Raw genomic sequence first — 17,698 nt, 5'->3', positions numbered from 1 at the left:
TTTCTTTATTAAGAATCTAAAAGAGGATAAAATGAGTTATTTTTAGATGTATACTAGTAATCATAATAAAGTAAAAGAAAGGTAAGGGTAGGAAAACCAAATGTTAAATAGATTAAAAATGGGTATACGCTCAAAGATTACATTAGGTTATATCGTAATCATTCTTTGCTTACTTGCCACGGTTGTCATATTAAATAATCAAATTACATCTTTGCAGAAGGAAAGAAATTTTATTATTAAGTACGATTCCAATGTTCTAACTTTAACGAATGAAATTGAAAAATATATATTGGATATGGAATCAAGTCAACGTGCTTTCATCATTACGGGTAGGCAAAGTTATCTGGAACCCTATGATAATGCAGCTGAAAATTGGAAAATAGATTTTAATGAACTCTATCAACAAATGAAAGATAAACCAGCTCAACAGGACAAACTTAAAGAGATAGAGGAAACAATTGAACATTGGATTGCAACGTCAGGCGAACCAACTATTCAATATAAAAAGGATAATAATGTAGAAGCATTAAATGATTTTTTTAAAGTGGATAATGGTCGTCAGGATATGGAAAAAATGCGCAAATTATTCGATTCATTCCGTGCCACTGAAAATGCTTATACTCAGAAGAAGGCAAGTCAGTTAGACAAGCAAAATAGTAAATTAACTAGTGCTTTATTTGGGATCTTAATTTTAGTTTCTACAATAGCTATTGTCATCGCTAGTGGCATCTCCCGTTCAATTGTAAAAACGATAACGGAAGTAACACAAACCATTCAAGAAATAGCAGCTACAAAAGGTGATTTCACTAGAAGAATCCATGTGAATACAAATGATGAAGTGAATGAACTTGCTAATGCAACGAATACACTTTTAGAGTCAGTCGAAAAGAGAGAATGGCTACAAAGCAATGTAGCTGAAATCGTGACAAATTATCAAGGTATTTCAGCAATTACAAAATTAGCGGAGACCTTCCTATCAGAAGTAGCACAGAAAACCCAAGCATCTCTTGGAGCATTTTATGTTCGGGAAGTAACAGAGAACCAAGTACAGTTTGTGAAAAAGGCTGCTTTTGCTGACACGGATGATTGTGTTGGTATGGAGAGTTTCAAAATAGGACAAGGGTTAATCGGTCAATGTGCATTAGAAAAGAGAGTACTATTCTATGATAATATTCCGAGAGACTATCGTTTAATCAAAACTGGATTAGGTGAAATTAGACCACAAAATATTTTATTGATTCCTGTCATTTTTGAAAATGAAGTTATAGCGGTTGTTGAAATAGCAACAATGGCTAAATTCAGTAAGTTACAGCAAGAATTAGTGAGACAGGTTACTGAAACCTTTGGACTAACAGTTAATAGTGTTTTAGGGCGTATGGAAATTGTACGTCTATTGAATGAATCTAGAGCAATGACCGAGGAATTGCAGGTTCAATCAGAAGAGCTTCAGACTCAATCTGAGGAATTGCAAATGCAGACGGAAGAGCTGACAATGATTAATGAACAGCTTGAAGAACGCACGAAAGAGGCAGAATCTAAATCAAGAGAACTGGAGAAGGCGAAGAAGGAATTAGAAGAAAGTGCAGAGCAGCTTATCCTTAACTCTAATTACAAATCCGAATTTTTAGCCAATATGTCACATGAATTAAGAACACCTTTAAACAGCATATTAATATTATCGGAAATGCTAGCAGAAAATAGCCAACACAACCTAACAGACGAGGAAGCAGAGTTTGCTAAAGTTATTCATTCTTCAGGGGAGGACTTGCTTGCTCTAATCAATGACATATTAGATTTATCTAAAGTTGAGGCAGGGAAGCTTGATATTATTTTTAATGAGGTGAATATGAGCGAAGTACCTGTGCAAATAGAACACACCTTTGCACCAGTTGCGAGGAAGAAAAACGTAGCATTCCATATATCTAAGGCTGATCATGTAGTGGATGTATTCTATACAGATGAAAAGAGATTCCAGCAAATCTTAAAGAATTTATTATCGAATGCCTTTAAATTTACTGAGCAGGGATCTGTCACATTAGACATTAAACAGCTTACACCGCAACAACTAACCAATAATATGCAGGAGATAAGCAAGGATTGGTTAGAAATTACTGTTTCAGATACAGGAATAGGTATTCCAAAAGACAAACATCAGCTGATTTTTGAATCATTCCAGCAAGCAGATGGAGCTACGGTCCGAAAATATGGTGGAACGGGTCTGGGTCTTTCTATTTGTAAGGAGTTTGCTAAGTTACTTGGTGGCTGGATTACATTGCAAAGTGCTGAAGGACAAGGGAGTAGCTTTACGTTAACGCTTCCGAGCCTGCCAAATGGAATTGAAGAGGAGCATTGCCAAAAGCTTGCCATGAACGAAGTGGCTGTTACGATGGTGGAAGAGGAGCAAATAATAGAACAACCACAAGCAATGGAGGTAGCCATTCAACAAGAGGTAGAGGTGTTTCAAGGGAAAAATATTTTAATAGTTGATGATGATAACCGTAATATTTATGCGCTAAAAACGGCTTTAGAAAAAAGAGGCATGCACATTCTAGTTGCTAAAGATGGGCTAGAATGTTTAGAGATCTTGCGAGCTAATCCAGATATCGATCTTGTACTGATGGATATAATGATGCCTAATATGGATGGCTATGAAGCGATGACTATTATTCGTCAGCAAATGAAACGTATTGATTTGCCAATCATTGCATTGACTGCTAAGGCGATGAAAAATGACCGTGATAAATCATTACAGGCAGGTGCATCTGATTATATTAGTAAGCCATTAAATTTGGATCAATTAATATCAGTTTTAAGAGTATGGTTAGTTTCTAAGGGGAGTTAATGAACATGGAACAATTTCAGCCTTTGGAGCAAAATATACAATTAAATAAGCATACAAATTTAGAAATTGATTTGTTACTAGAGGCTATTTATCGTTTATCGGGTTTTGATTTTCGGCAATATAATCGTTCATCCATTTCACGCAGAATCTACAATAGGATGGGGATAAATAACATCCCAACGATTTCACGTGTACAAGAAAAGGTCATTCATGATAAAGAATTTTTAGAGCAGATATTAAATGATTTTTCGATAAATGTAACGGAGATGTTCCGTAACCCTAGCTTTTTTAAAGCCTTTCGTGAAACGGTCATCCCTGTTTTACGAGAATATCCAGAAATCCGTATTTGGCATGCAGGGTGTGCAACAGGTGAAGAAGTATATTCGATGGCTATCTTGCTTCAGGAAGAGGGGCTAATAGAGAGATCTGTTATTTATGCAACAGATATGAACGAGCAAGTATTAGAAAAAGCTAAGAAGGGAGCCTTTCCAATTCATAAAATGCAGGCATATACAAAAAACTATATGCTTGCTGGAGGAGCCCATGCTTTTTCAGAATACTATCAAACAGATTATCAATATGCTTACTTTCATCCAACATTATTGAAAAATATTATTTTTGCTCAACATAATTTAGTAACAGATCATTCATTTAATGAATTTCATGTCGTTCTGTGCAGAAATGTTCTTATTTATTTTTCACCTAAGCTGCAGAGCCAGGTACACCAATTATTTTATGAAAGTCTAAGTGACAAAGGTTTTTTATGCTTAGGGGATAAAGAAACATTGCGATTTGAAGAGGTTATTTCCAAGTATAAGGATATTTCCGGAAGCGAAAGAATTTATCAAAAAATGTTTTAGTGAGTAAGAGGCTATCTTTAACGGATAGCCTCTGCTTTTTTATATAGTTTTAGAGCTAGCTTGAATCATTAAAACACACATGTCATCAGGCTGATTCTCTTGTTTATCCTTAGGCAAAAGGTTATCGATTAGGCATTGCGAATAATCCCATTTGGAGGATGTTAGCGTTTGCAAATGCTTTTCTGATTCTAATTCACAGGGTCCCATTGCCTCTAATACACCGTCTGTAAATAACACGATTTGAATGTCATGCTCATATTGAATATATTGCTTTTTCACTTTTATTTCATCGAAGAAACCGACTGCACAGCTACCCTGATCTAATGGAATACATGTTTTTTCATCGATTAGTGCATATCCAGGAGGATGGCCAGCATTTATGTACTCGACTGTTTTTTGCTCTGTATCAATGATTAAATAAATCGCCGTAAAATAATAAAGATTATTCTCTTTCCCATCTTGTAATAGCGTCATATACCGATTCAGTTCTTGGATGACAAGTTCAGGTTCCACCAATTGTTTAACCGCCTCTCTTAGAACAGAGGAGATGAACATACAAACCAACGCTGCAGATATACCATGACCCATCATATCCAATAATATTATGGCATAACGATGATCGTCTATTTTGTACCAATAATACATATCTCCTGCCAAATTAGAGGATGGCAAATATGAAACTTCAATACGGATGTCATTCTCATTTAACGGTGGGCTAAGAAGACTTCTTTGTACATGGGTTGCTAAATCTAGCTCATATTGTATTTTCTTTTCATGCTGTGTGTGCCAGTCTAATTCTGCCTTTAAACGTAAGGCAACACGCATTCTGGCCAGCAGCTCTGTTTTATTAATTGGTTTAGTAATATAATCTACACCACCAATGTCTAGGGCTTCTGCCAGTTTGTTTTTATCCTCGAGTGCTGTAACGAAAATGATTTGAATATCTTTCAATCTCTCATTTTGCTTAATGCGTTTGCAGGCCTCAATACCATCTACTTCCGGCATCATAATATCTAACAAAATTAAATCTACTGAATTTCCTGTCGGATTGGGTGCATCTAATTGTAAATAATCAAATAGCTCATAAGCAGATGAAAGAGAAACACAGTTATCATAACCTGCATTTTTTAGTATTTTCTCAATGACAAATAAATTGACTTGATTGTCATCTACTAGAAGAATGGTCATAGTACTTTCCCCTTACTCTGATTGAATTGTGCAGATTATTTTTCACATATATAAAATACTTTCAACTTTATCATTATACAAAACATCAGAGAATAAAGGTATTTTGGCGATTTTAATGTAAGGTTTACTAGGTATATGAAGTAGAAGGGCGTTATATTTTCGCTTTTTTAAATCCTTGGTAGATATCAAATGCATTTGCTAAAACAGCAATAATCATACTGACAAGTAGGATTTTATCAATAGTGAAGGCAACTTTAGCTGAGGTTGTGTCTGTAATAGCCGCAATATAAGGGATAGAGGCGCTGTGAATAAAATCTTGGTGTATCGCTATTAAAATAAACACAATCGTTCCAACACTTTGAAGTAGTGCATTAGTGAAGGCGATAGGCATTGTCCACTGTCCTGCACGCCATTTTAATAAGGTTAAAGTGAGACTTAGGATAATACATAGTAAGACCATGGGAACAAACGATTGTAAAATATTTTGATTAAAGATAGGCATTACAAATTTTAAGCTGCCGTTGTCATTTGTTGTATAAATACCTAAAAGACGATAGGCATTCCAGTAAACAAAAGAAAAAATAAGTATCCCTAAAAGGCTCAAAATCGTATCACTTATAGGAATAATTTTATCTTTGGGAATTCTTTTAATTTGTACTAAATCATCAGGTGACCATGGCTTGGTATCTCTCAGAAAAGGGATCGAAAGCTTTTCAGCCCCAGAACGGTCCTTAATAATAAAAATAACCGTAACCCAAAACAAAACGTGAAATAACACAGCAATAATTGCAGCAATAATCCCGACAAATGCTGTAATAATGGTTGTGAGAAGTGCTTCTTCTCCAGAATAGAGAACAATTTTCTCTATTATTTGAACAATGATTGTAATAAGAATTGCCCAAGGAATAATTAGCTTGATGGTTCTTGTATATTGTTCAAAATTCTTAGGACCAATTAAAAAGTGGGGAGTATCCCCATAGCTTGCTGCAACTTCTACTGGGCTTCCAAGCTTCCTGAGTACTCCCTTCACTTCGGATTCAGAATATTGCTCTGGCAGCATATCCTCAATAGTAGCCTTTAGTTCAACCTTGATTTTCTCACGTTTATTTTTATGTAGCCTTTTAGTCACTTCGTGAATATATGAATCAATTAAAGTCATACATTTTCCTCCTTTAATCATTTTCAGTACTCATTAATTGGTCGTGGTAATATATGTTATTATGGGGTATAAAAATTAATATGAAAAATTCGTGAACAACATGCAACAATTTGAAAATGGAGGGGAAATAATGAGGGTTGTAGAGAAATTATTAAAAGAGCAAGATTTTGTAGCCTTTGTAAATATCGTTGTGGGGGCGTATCCAGGAAGATTGAATGGAACACAAACAACAAAAGAACAGCTGAAAAATCTCTTTATGCAAAATCAAAGCAATGATGAATCTCTTCATTATTATGGACTTTGGGAAAATGACAAACTCATTGGTGGTATGCGACTACATGACTTTCAAATGAATCTGTTCTCTAAAATGCTACCAATTGGTGGGGTAGGACTTGTTGCAGTTGATTTATTACATAAAAAAGAGAAGGCTGCAAAAGAATTAATCCAACATTTCTTTAACATCTTTTTAGAAAAAAATATTGATTTTGTGGCCTTGTATCCGTTTAGACCAGATTTTTATAAAAAAATGGGTTTTGGCTATGGACCGAAAATCTATCAATACTTGGTAGAGCCTTCAAGCTTCCCGAAAGGACCAACCAAAAAGCACCTTAAATATTTGACAGTTGAAGATCAACAACAGCTAGTAGATTGCTACAACAGGGTAGTAGCAAAAAAACATGGGATGTTTCTTAAAACACAATCGGAACTATCTTTTATTTTTAATAATCCAGATAACTATGTGATTGCAATGGAACAGGAAGGTACAGTTCAGGGCTATATTGCCTTTTCTTTTAATAAGCAAAGCGATAGTAATTTTATGCTCAATAATTTGGTGATTAAAGAGTGGATCTATGAAACTCCTGAGGCTTTGCTAGAGCTTAGTACATTTTTAAACAGTCAAGCGGACCAAGTAACCCGAATCGAATGGAATACACAAGAAGAAAATGTCCATTTCTTTTTAGAGGATGTAAGAAATGGTACAAATCATTTAATTCCAAGTGTCTACCACGCAAGTGCCGTGTCAGGAGTTGGTCTAATGTACCGTATCATTAATGTGAAGGGCTTTTTTGATGAGCTAATAACACGCAATTTTAACGGTGTTACTTTGACATTTAAATTGAATGTTATGGATTTGTTACTGGCAAAAAACAATCAGCAACTTATTGTTGAGGCTGTTAACGGTACAATTAAAATGATAGAAAGTGATAGCTATGATGTTGAAGTAACGATAGATGTAGCTGAGCTTTCATCACTAGTAATGGGCGTAGTAACGGTCCAAGAGCTATTTATGCTTAGTCGAATACAGATTAGCGATAATCAGTATTTACAGGCTTTACAGCAATTCTTCTATGTGTTTGAAAAGCCCACATGTATATCGGCATTTTAGAATGGGCGTGAGGGCTTTTAATCTTTTTTGATGAGAATGGAAGAACGTGTTGGCCTTTCAAGTGGCGTTATATTAATAATAAAGTAGCTTATGATTAGTATGAGGATAATTAATGAATAAATTAACGTATTTAGAGGATGATCATGCTCCACAATAATTAATCGAATCATTGCTGTGATACCTATATAGATAAAATATCGAAGTGGAAAATGGTAATCCTCCTTAAAATATTTAATTATCATTGTGATGAATTCGAAATATAAAAAGAAAATAAGTATATTGGCAAGGAATAGCTTATAATCACCATCTTCCTTAGCAAAGAGTAATATTTTAAGAAATTCAATTAGCTCCTTAAATAACAAAAAACAGAGAATCAGTGCTAATAGTACAAGGCAAACATTGAGAAATAGCTGTAGAGATTTTGGCACAGCTTTAATGAGCTGTAAATAAGTCGTATTTTTTTGATTCATCCAATTCCTCCAATCGCGTTTTGTAAATACATCATCATATGGTCGAGTAGCTGTGTATTATGATATAAATATAACAATTTGTCGTAAATCTTTTCTTTGGTTTTTGTAAATATTTGGTATATTTTTATGAAAGAAAGTTTTCAAAATAATTTAGTGGTATGCTAAAATAGATGTGCATGAATATAAAATATAAAAGGGGTTTTTAAAATGGCAAAAGCTGCAAAAACTGATGCGAAAATTACACCAGAACGTTTAGAAGAAGCGTTAAATGTTCGTGATCGACTTATTATCGAGCTACTGGTACAAGTACTTGATGAAAAGCTAGTAATTGAGCGTCCTGTATTACGTGAACGTCTAGGAAACCTTGTAGATCTTGCTGATCACGATGCAGAGCTTAAGGAAACAATCCACGCAGTAATTAACAAACTATAATGTAAAGAGGAATGCTACGGATATGCGTAGCATTCTTTTTTTATAGTATTTTATCATGTAAAGCGTTCTACCAAGTCGTACATACGCTCTGCCTCTGTATGAAGCTCCATAGAGGAGTGCATGATAGATGTCACTGCTGACTTTTGTTCGTCAATAGAAGCGTTAATTTGTTCGGTAGCTGCGGCAGATTGTGTAGCGACACTTGCTATTTCATTGATGGCGTTCATCACGACTATTCGATTTTCCGCCATGTCATTCATTCCTTTGTCTAAAGAAACAAGGTGCTTTGTAATGTCATGAATGGAGTCTGCTAGGAAAGTAAAGGCTCCCTTTACTTCCGTAATCGACATTGCCTGATTTTGTGACAGTTGGAGCGTGTGTATCATTTTTGAATCTGAATTAGCGGTATCGACCTCAATACGCTGTAATAGGTTTCTAACCCGATTAGTGGCTTCATTCGTATCCTCAGATAAATGACGGACTTCCTCAGCTACGACAGCAAATCCTTTGCCATGTTCACCTGCACGGGCTGCTTCAATACTTGCATTTAGTGCTAATAGATTTGTTTGTTCAGAAATGGATGTAATTGTTTGTACGACTTGATGAATTTCTTTCATTTGGCTCGTCAAACTTGAGAAAGTTGTTCTTAATTCCTCAATCACTTGCGTAAACTCACTTGAATTTTGAAGTAATACATCTACTTTTTGTCTACCGTTTTCTTGAGATTGATTAATGATATTCATATTTTCTGTAATCTCACTATATTTATCTGTAGCATTTGAGATAAGTGAGGATAGTGTTTCTACTTTACTAATGGCCATTTCTGCTTCCTCAGCTTGTACTACAGCTCCCTTAGATATATCATTGATGGCTTGATGAATTTCATCAGCAGAAGCAGTCGTCTCCTCAGTAATTGCACTCAGCATTTCTGAAGAAACGCGCATTTTGGACGCACTATCCTTTGTATTGTTGACCATTTCGTGTAAGCTATGTTTCATATTATTCACGTTACTAGCTAGTATACCTAGTTCATCTTCTGTAGTAACAGGTATGTCATCACCAGTTAGCTTGCCTTTAGCAATATCAGATGTAATGACCATAATTTTTCGTATATAGGTTGTCATTCGTCCAGAGAAGAACCAGAAGAGTGATACACCAATAATCGTTGCAAGGATGGTCATGCCTAGTGTGTAGTATAAAACATTATTCGTACCTGCATTAAAGTCCATTTCGTATGTACCAGCTGCTATAATCCAGCCCCAATGCTTGTCCTTTTCTACATAAGTAATCTTAGGCGCAACTATATCAGGATTTGAGGGAAGGGCCCAATCATAACGTACATATCCTCCTCCAGCATTTGCTGCTTCAATCATTTCTCGTACAAAATAGCGCCCATCCTCTGTTTGTAAATCTGAAATATTTTGTCCTTCTAGAGATGGATGAGTTTCAACCATACCACTATCTTGGAAAGCGTAGAAATAAAAATTATCTCCATATTTAACCGGATTATCAATGGATCTTTTGTTATCTTCAATTTTATTACCAACGATCTGTGTTCTAGCACTTTCCTGAGCTTCTTCTAACGTTAATTTCCCATTTTGAACTTGAGTATCTAACTGGGCAATTAGTTCAAGTATGCCAAGTGTGCCATTTTTAAGACTATCTCGACCTACCTGATCGAGTTCTCCTTTCACCACCATATAATTGACTGTTCCAACTAGTCCTGTTGATAGTAGAATAACTATAATAGCAAGACTAACAAGTTTATTACGTACTGATTTCATAAGATACAACCCCCGTTCCTTCATTCCTTCAATATAGTTCTATTATAATATATAATTTTTTAATAAAATAGAAAATTCTGAAAATAAGTACCGTATTTTAAGTGAAATATGTCCCAAAAAAATCCCCCCAACCAAGAGAAAAAACGGCTCTTAATTGGGGGGATGTTGAAGCTTAATATAGCGATTTACATCAATTAGTACACTTTGTCTCCATTAAAAATAGAGTTCTTCACGATTACATAATCAACATTGCGAATAGCCTCTAGCTTTGTGCCACCAGCATATGAAATAGATGATTGTAAATCTTGTTGCATCTCGATTAATGTATCTTTGATGCTACCTTTATGTTCAACGTACATTTTCTTACCTTCGACGTTTTTACGTTCGCCTTTTTGGAATTCAGAAGCAGAACCGAAGTATTCCTTCACTGTTCTACCTTCGATTTCGATTGTTTCACCAGGTGACTCTTCATGACCAGCGAATAATGAACCGATCATTACCATTGAAGCACCAAAACGTACAGATTTAGCGATATCTCCATGTGTACGAATGCCACCATCAGCAATAATTGGTTTTGTAGCAGCCTTTGCGCACCAACGTAGTGCAGCTAGTTGCCAGCCGCCAGTACCAAAACCTGTTTTGATTTTAGTAATACATACTTTACCTGGTCCAATCCCAACTTTTGTTGCATCTGCACCAGCATTTTCAAGCTCACGCACCGCTTCAGGTGTCCCTACATTACCTGCAATGACAAAGCTTTTTGGTAAATGCTTTTTAATATGTTGAATCATACGAATAACAGCGTTTGAATGACCATGTGCAATATCAATTGTAATAAAATCAGGTACCAAATTAGCAGCTGCTAATTCTTCGATAAATGTATATTCCTCTTCTTTTACACCAACGCTAATAGAAGCAATTAAGCCATTTCCTTGCATTTCTAGAATAAAGTTTCGACGAGTTTCTGGTTGGAAACGGTGCATGATATAAAAGTAACCGTTTTCAGCAAGTTTCTTAGCAAGATTTTCATCGATAATTGTTTGCATATTTGCAGGTACTACTGGAAGTTTAAAAGTGTGACCACCTAAAGTAACAGAAGTATCACATTCTGAACGACTTTCTACAATACATTTTGCGGGAATTAGTTGAATATCCTCATAGTCAAATACGTTATCCATTATATACACTCCTAAAATACGAATATTTTTTAAGATTTAATTTAAATTGTTCGCCATTTGGTAATTTACATGATTTTTGAGTAAATGTCAAAGCTTTTGTGAAAATAAATAAAAAATTTAAAAAGAAAGGAGCAAACTTACTTTGAAGATGAAATATTCTAGTTATAATTTGTGTTAAGTTTTGTAATCCATGTACAATAGAATTGTTTCAATAAATGACAAAGGAGTGTTGAAAATGGCAGTAGAGGTTTATTTGAATTTTAATGGAAATTGTCGAGAGGCAGTTGCGTTTTACGAAGACGTTTTTAATACGGACAAGGCTGAAATTATGACGTTTGGAGAGACACCACAAAATCCAGACTATCCATTACCAGAAGAAGCAAAAGATCTTGTCATGCATACACGACTTATTGTATTCGGTAGCAGAATTATGTTCTCAGATACATTTCCAGGCATGCCATTTTCCACAGGGAATAATGTCACATTAGCTGTTGTCTCTGATGACGAAGAGCAAATGCGTCAAGCATTTGATAAGCTTAAAGAAGGTGGTAACGTGAGAATGGGGCTTCAAGAAACATTTTGGAGCAAATGTTACGGCTCACTTACAGACAAATTTGGCGTTGAATGGCAATTTAGCCATGAGGTAAATGAATAATTAAATAACAAGATAAAAGCACGATGATAGGGCTAAACCAAGTATCATCGTGCTTTCTTATTTAGTAATTAAAACGATCTACATAGCCTTGTAATTCATCAGCCATATCAAGCAATGTTTTAGCAGAAGAGGCGATTTCCTGCATGGAAGATAATGTTTGTTCCGTTGAAGCGGCAACCTCTTCAGATGCAGCTGCGTTTAGTTTTGCATGATCTGACAGTTCAATAGCTGTTGCGGATACCTCCTCTACAACGGCAGACATTTCTTGTGCTGAAGCTGATATATCCTCCATTTTAGGTGCAATTTCTCGAAGACTTCCAACGATACTTGTAAATTTCTTTTTCGTATCCTCGGATAGCTGTAAACCTTCTTGAACGTCTGCAGAAGCTTTCGTCATCGTTTGTACAGATTTAGCTGTATCTTGTTGTATGCCTGTAATCAGGGTAGAAATTTGCTCTGCTGATTGATGAGATTGCTCCGCTAATTTACGTACTTCATCTGCTACAACTGCAAAGCCTTTACCGTGTTCACCTGCTCGTGCTGCTTCAATAGCGGCATTAAGAGCAAGAAGGTTTGTTTGGTCTGAAATAGCGCTAATAATTTCTATAATGGAGCCAATTTCTTTTGTACGATCAAATAGGGATTTAATCATCGTATCGGATTGTGCCACAGAATCATGAATGGATACCATTTGATTAACAGTGTGCTCAACAGATTGACTACCTTCTTCCGCTAATTGGATGGCCTGGCTGGATAGGTCTGAAACTTGTAGGGCACTATCTGCTACCTCTACAACACCCTTTGCAATTTCCTCAATAGAAACAGCATTTTGATCGATTCCTGTTGTTTGTTTTTCCGTACTAATCGCTACCTGTTGCATAGCCTCTGTCACTTGCTCAGATGCGGCGATATTTTGCTCAGCATTTGCTGAAAGACCTTGTGCCGAGGTTTGAACGTGTTGTGAGCTTTGATCAACATTGCGGATCAGTCTTTTTAAGCTAACTTTCATTGAGACAAATGCCTCAGCAAGCTGTCCTATTTCATCTTTCGTATGAATATCAATATACTCTGTCAAATCACCTTCACTAATTTTCAGAGCACTTTGCTGTAGTTGTTTAATCGGATTAACAATAGATTTAATCATTGAGAGCATAAAGATAATACCAACAATAATAGAAATACCAATAATGAGTAATGTAATAGTAAAGGTTGAGGTAGCCGCGTTAGTAGCCTCTGCAATGAACATTGTACCGATTATCTTCCAACCTGTGATTTCATTTGTTTCAAAGCGTAAATGACGGTCACCTTCAGTAATTGTACCTTCCTGTTTTTCGTAAACTTTTGAAACATATTCTTCTGTTGCCTCTGTGCCACTTTCCTTATCCTTTTGAGCAATATATAACTTATTATTATCTAACAGAGAGGCAAAGCCCGTTTCTCCAATACGTGTTTGATCTGTCAGTGCACTTAGAAGAGAGATATTTAAATCTAAGGCAATTACGCCAGAATCATCAGGAAGAGCTTGCATAACTGTCACAACGATGTTATTTGTTGATTTTGAGATGTATGGAGAAGTGATGGATACATGCCCTTTATTATCAATGGCTTCTATATACCAAGGACGTTTCCGAGGATCATAATCACTTGCATAGTCATGGACAGGTTCATCAATGATTCGCCCATCAGCAGTCCCTATATATACTAGTTCTACTTCAGGGTGTGTATTTACATATTCCTGAAAAAGACCTTTTAATTCAGCTTTTTTATCATCTTGTAAATAAGACTGATTTATTTTCTTGGCAAAATATTCGATATCATGAACTCTAGGAGCAATTGTATTGGTAATATTACTATTAAGCATACGCACACTTTCCTTGGCGCTTGCTTGCTGCTCTTCTAGTATTTGATTTTTGGTACTTTTAAAGGAGGTATACCCGATTAAAAGTGCGGGAATGAGAAGTATGACTAAAAATGCAAAGATGAGTTTCTTTCTTAAACTAATTCGTTTCATATAGTATTCCTCCTTAAACGACATTATTGAAGTGTAATACAATTAACTACGTGATTGGTTTTATTACACTAGTAGTCTCCTAAGTCGTTCAAATGTTTAATCTGATTCTAAGAGGAAAATGAATAATAATCAACACAATTTTCTGAAAAATCTGGAAAATAAAGTTATGTAACGCTATTATTTGTAGAAAAATATCTTATTTTGTAATTTCCTATCTTTTTGGAATAGAAAAAATCTGAGTTCCATACTTTCTTGAACTCAGATCTAGCAGTTAAATAATTAATATTTAAAACGATTGACATAACCCTGCAATTCATCCGCCATATCAAGTAGAGTTTTGGCAGACGAAGCCATATCTTGCATAGAAGATAAAGTTTGTTCCGTGGAAGCGGCAACTTCTTCCGTAGCAGCAGCATTTAATTTTGCGTGATCGGAAAGTTCAATAGCGGTCGCTGACACTTCTTCTACAACGGCAGACATTTCTTGAGCAGATGCTGAAATATCCTCCATTTTCGGAGCAATGTTCCGAAGACTTTCAATAATGCTCTCGAATTTTCTACTTGTTTCTTCTGTCAATTGTAAGCCTTCTTGAACATCTGTCGACGCTTTGACCATTGTCTCTACAGATTTTGCCGTATCCTGCTGAATAGTAGTAATGAGCGCAGAAATTTGCTCTGCTGACTGATGTGATTGTTCTGCTAATTTGCGTACTTCATCCGCCACTACTGCGAAGCCTTTGCCATGTTCTCCTGCTCTAGCTGCTTCTATAGCAGCATTTAGTGCTAGTAAATTTGTTTGATCTGAAATAGCACTAATCATTTCTAAAATGGAGCCGATCTCTTTCGTGCGGTCATAGAGTGCTTTAATCATTGTATCTGATTGTGTTACAGAATTATGGATAGAATTCATTTGATGTACAGTTTGTTTGACAGATTGTCCACCTTCTTCTGCCAATTGGATAGCATGGCTAGAGAGGTCAGAAACCTGCATGGAACTGTCTGCCACTTCAACAACGCCTTTAGCAATCTCTTCAACTGAAATGGCATTCTGATCAATACCTGTTGTTTGTTTTTCTGTACTAATTGCCATTTGTTGTATAGCATCAGCAACTTGCTCTGAGGCAGCGATGTTTTGTTCTGCATTAGCAGATAAATTTTGAGCGGCTGTTTGGACATGTTGTGAGCTTTGATCAACATTACGAATTAATTTTTTTAAGCTTACCTTCATAGAGATAAAGGCTTCGCCAAGCTGACCAATTTCATCTTTAGAATGGATTTCAATAAACTCCGTTAAATTACCGTCACTAATTTTTAATGCGCTTTGCTTCAATTGATTAATTGGGTTAACAATAGACTTTATCATGAAGAGCATGAAAATAACGCCAACGAGAATGGAAATAATAATGATAATTAAATTAATGTTCAATGTGGATGCCGCAGCTTTTGCAGCTTCCGCAGTAAACATTGTGCCAATTACCTTCCAACCTGTTAACTCATTCGTAACAAATTGTAAGTGACGGTCTTTTTCAATGATAGTACCGCTTTCCTGCTCATAAATTTTTGTAATGTAGCTTTCCGTTGCCTCTGTACCACTTTCTTTATCTGGCTGAGCAATGTAAATTTTATTGTTATCTAAAAGAGAAGCGAAGCCAGTTTCTCCAATACGTATATTATTCGTAATGTCACTTAATGTAGAAATATTTAGATCTAATCCTAATACGCCAGAACCATCTGGTAATGCCTGAGTAATTGTAATGACAATGTCACCTGTAGATTGTGTAACATATGGTGCAGTAATTGAGGTCTTCCCATTATTAGCTAAAGCCTGCTTATACCAAGGCCTTGTCCGAGGGTCGAAGCCATCAGGATACTCTTGAACAGGCTGATCATATAGTTTGCCTTCAGCAGTCCCAATATATATCAAATCTACTTCAGGGTGCATGTTGACATATTCACTTAATAATGACTTCAATTCTAAAATGCTATCATCTAGAAAGTAGGTTTCACTAAATTTTTGTGAAAAATATTGTACATCTTTCAATTTTGGTTCAATCATGTTTGTAATATTGGAATTTAGAATGCGTACACTTTCAGTCGCACTTGCGCGTTGTTCCTCTGAAATTTGTTGTTCAGCACTTTGGTAAGATACTATTCCAATCAATAGTGTTGGGATGAGAAGCATGGCTAAAAACGAAAAAATAAGCTTTTTTCTTAAACTTAGTTGTTTCAATTGTATTATCCTCACATAATGTTTTATTCTATACTTTTCCCTTAAAGGTAAATAATACTCATTCTATCAGAAATAAAAGAAAAGTTAAGTACTTTGAATTAATTATTTCCTAGTAATATATATCATTATCAATTGTTCGAAATTTCCCTAAATTGATGGCGTTAGAAGCTATATAAAGCCACTTTTTGATGTATACTAATGCTCAAAAGAGGAGGGAATGAAGTCATGATTCATCAAATTGGACAAGTAATGTTATATGTCAATGATCAAGATGCAATTGTAAAGTTTTGGACAGAAAAAGTGGGGTTTGTTGTCATTTCTGAACAGGAAGAGGCAGGCATGCGCTGGATTGAAATTGCACCAACTAAGGAAGCTCAAACATCCTTTGTGCTTCACAACAAAGAAATTATTGCTAAAATGCAACCTGATCTAAATTTAGGAACACCTTCTATTATGTTTTACGCTGATAAAATTGAAGAGATGTACCAAGATTTTCAGGCAAAGGGCGTTAAAGTAGGAGATCTAGTCATGATGCCAATGGGTAGGGTTTTTAACTTTGCTGACCCTGAAAATAATTACTTTGCCTTGGTTGAAAAGAAAAAGTAAAAAACGGAATCTGCTTGTTTTTTGTTAGAGTTAAGTAAAAATGAGCAGATTCCTGTTTTAGCTATATTTAATAGCTAGATTTGTCGTCTATGATAAATCCTCACCAAAAATACCAACCGTTTGTCGATCTATTATAAATTCATGACCGTTCCATTTTAAAATATTTTCTACATAGCCTAACCCATCAGCATGATATCTACCTGCAATTTCTTGATATCCTAAAATTTCATACGTTCCATCTCGGTCGTAATCAACAGGATATAGTCCTCCAAAAGGATCTACCCAGCCTTCAATCGGTTGCTTCAAGGTGCCATCTGAATTATAAATTTCAGCTAAGTAATCGGCTCCTTTATACTGTAAATCAATTGTGTATTTAATAGCAGGATTAAAACTCTGAACAACAGCCTTATAATGATCTACATAATTGACATTATATTTAAGTTTATTATTAAAAGACTCTGCATCAAAGATGGAACGAACTTGATTGTTGATGGAGGAAAAAATCTCACCATTAACAATTCCACCGCTACCTCCTGTATCAGACACAACAAGAATATCCTCAATATGATTACCAGTAAAATCGCCCAAAAAAATAGTCGGATTATAGCCCATATTCTGTTTCAATGGAATTTGCTCCATTTGTCGTGTTTGACCATAAAAAATAGACAGTGTTAGATTTCTCCATAAAGGACTATCAGGCTGTTTAGTGCCCATTAAAAAAATGGTTTCAAAAAAACCATCCCCGTTAATATCTCCAAACTTAGTTTGAATAACTTGTGGAGCCGAATGGGTTATGATACCACCGTTTAGTGGTGAATTTAAATTATTGGTCATATATGCACCTCTTTCATTAGTCTTAGCATATGTTGTAAGAAAAGCTTGGTGCATAAATCAAAG

14 protein-coding genes are annotated in these 17,698 nt (G+C 35.5%); 6 read left to right on the top strand and 8 right to left on the bottom strand.

Annotated features, from left to right (window positions below):
• Positions 1 to 100: 100 nt before the first annotated feature.
• Complete coding sequence (locus HCH28_RS17610; RefSeq protein ID WP_221682423.1) at positions 101 to 2,842, top strand: ATP-binding protein; 2,742 nt, start codon at positions 101 to 103, stop codon at positions 2,840 to 2,842.
• Positions 2,843 to 2,847: 5 nt separating this feature from the next.
• Positions 2,848 to 3,702 (top strand): CheR family methyltransferase, encoded by an 855-nt coding sequence (locus HCH28_RS17605; protein WP_221682422.1) that lies wholly within the window; start codon positions 2,848 to 2,850, stop codon positions 3,700 to 3,702.
• Positions 3,703 to 3,741: 39 nt separating this feature from the next.
• Here the strand turns inward: HCH28_RS17605 and HCH28_RS17600 are convergent, their stop codons facing one another.
• Both HCH28_RS17600 and HCH28_RS17595 read right to left on the bottom strand, forming a co-directional pair.
• Positions 3,742 to 4,890, bottom strand: coding sequence for a SpoIIE family protein phosphatase (locus HCH28_RS17600; RefSeq protein ID WP_221682421.1), 1,149 nt, complete (start codon positions 4,888 to 4,890; stop codon positions 3,742 to 3,744).
• Between the two features lie 151 nt (positions 4,891 to 5,041).
• Positions 5,042 to 6,049: a hypothetical protein gene (locus HCH28_RS17595; protein WP_221682420.1), complete on the bottom strand. Its 1,008-nt coding sequence runs from the start codon at positions 6,047 to 6,049 to the stop codon at positions 5,042 to 5,044.
• A 130-nt stretch (positions 6,050 to 6,179) separates the two neighbouring features.
• Here HCH28_RS17595 and HCH28_RS17590 point away from each other — a divergent pair, with 130 nt between their 5' ends.
• A complete protein-coding gene (locus HCH28_RS17590; protein WP_221682419.1) occupies positions 6,180 to 7,436 on the top strand; it encodes a GNAT family N-acetyltransferase in 1,257 nt (418 codons plus the stop codon).
• A gap of 17 nt (positions 7,437 to 7,453) precedes the next feature.
• Here HCH28_RS17590 and psiE read toward each other — a convergent pair whose 3' ends face one another.
• Positions 7,454 to 7,906, bottom strand: coding sequence for a phosphate-starvation-inducible protein PsiE (gene psiE, locus HCH28_RS17585; protein ID WP_004233484.1), 453 nt, complete (start codon positions 7,904 to 7,906; stop codon positions 7,454 to 7,456).
• Positions 7,907 to 8,113: 207 nt separating this feature from the next.
• Between psiE and HCH28_RS17580 the strand changes: the two genes are divergently transcribed.
• The gene (locus HCH28_RS17580; RefSeq protein ID WP_004233486.1) at positions 8,114 to 8,338 is read left to right on the top strand and encodes a hypothetical protein; all 225 of its coding nucleotides are present in this window, start codon (positions 8,114 to 8,116) and stop codon (positions 8,336 to 8,338) included.
• 53 nt (positions 8,339 to 8,391) lie between these two features.
• On the opposite strand, the gene HCH28_RS17575 is transcribed toward HCH28_RS17580, so the two are convergent.
• Positions 8,392 to 10,122 carry a methyl-accepting chemotaxis protein gene (locus HCH28_RS17575; protein WP_221682418.1) on the bottom strand — a complete coding sequence of 577 codons (1,731 nt, stop codon included), beginning with the start codon at positions 10,120 to 10,122 and terminating at the stop codon, positions 8,392 to 8,394.
• A gap of 194 nt (positions 10,123 to 10,316) precedes the next feature.
• Positions 10,317 to 11,300: a GMP reductase gene (guaC, locus tag HCH28_RS17570; protein ID WP_004233490.1), complete on the bottom strand. Its 984-nt coding sequence runs from the start codon at positions 11,298 to 11,300 to the stop codon at positions 10,317 to 10,319.
• Positions 11,301 to 11,535: 235 nt separating this feature from the next.
• On the opposite strand from guaC, the gene HCH28_RS17565 reads away from it, so the two are divergent.
• Positions 11,536 to 11,955, top strand: coding sequence for a VOC family protein (locus tag HCH28_RS17565; protein WP_221682417.1), 420 nt, complete (start codon positions 11,536 to 11,538; stop codon positions 11,953 to 11,955).
• Between the two features lie 61 nt (positions 11,956 to 12,016).
• Here HCH28_RS17565 and HCH28_RS17560 read toward each other — a convergent pair whose 3' ends face one another.
• Together HCH28_RS17560 and HCH28_RS17555 are read right to left on the bottom strand one after the other, a co-directional pair.
• Positions 12,017 to 13,966: a methyl-accepting chemotaxis protein gene (locus HCH28_RS17560; RefSeq protein ID WP_221682416.1), complete on the bottom strand. Its 1,950-nt coding sequence runs from the start codon at positions 13,964 to 13,966 to the stop codon at positions 12,017 to 12,019.
• A 279-nt stretch (positions 13,967 to 14,245) separates the two neighbouring features.
• On the bottom strand, positions 14,246 to 16,195 hold the full coding sequence (locus HCH28_RS17555; protein ID WP_221682415.1) for a methyl-accepting chemotaxis protein: 1,950 nt from the start codon (positions 16,193 to 16,195) through the stop codon (positions 14,246 to 14,248).
• 225 nt (positions 16,196 to 16,420) lie between these two features.
• Between HCH28_RS17555 and HCH28_RS17550 the strand changes: the two genes are divergently transcribed.
• The gene (locus HCH28_RS17550) at positions 16,421 to 16,801 is read left to right on the top strand and encodes a VOC family protein (RefSeq protein WP_048395473.1); all 381 of its coding nucleotides are present in this window, start codon (positions 16,421 to 16,423) and stop codon (positions 16,799 to 16,801) included.
• Positions 16,802 to 16,888: 87 nt separating this feature from the next.
• Here the strand turns inward: HCH28_RS17550 and HCH28_RS17545 are convergent, their stop codons facing one another.
• Complete coding sequence (locus tag HCH28_RS17545) at positions 16,889 to 17,635, bottom strand: hypothetical protein (protein ID WP_221682414.1); 747 nt, start codon at positions 17,633 to 17,635, stop codon at positions 16,889 to 16,891.
• Positions 17,636 to 17,698 lie beyond the last annotated feature (63 nt).

Origin of the sequence: Lysinibacillus sp. K60 (genome assembly GCF_019731275.1) — a bacterium.
In the GTDB taxonomy this organism is placed as follows: Bacteria; Bacillota; Bacilli; order Bacillales_A; family Planococcaceae; genus Lysinibacillus; species Lysinibacillus capsici.
The sequence above is the reverse complement of the archived record's forward strand: the minus strand, read 5'-3'. Positions and strand labels throughout refer to the sequence as shown.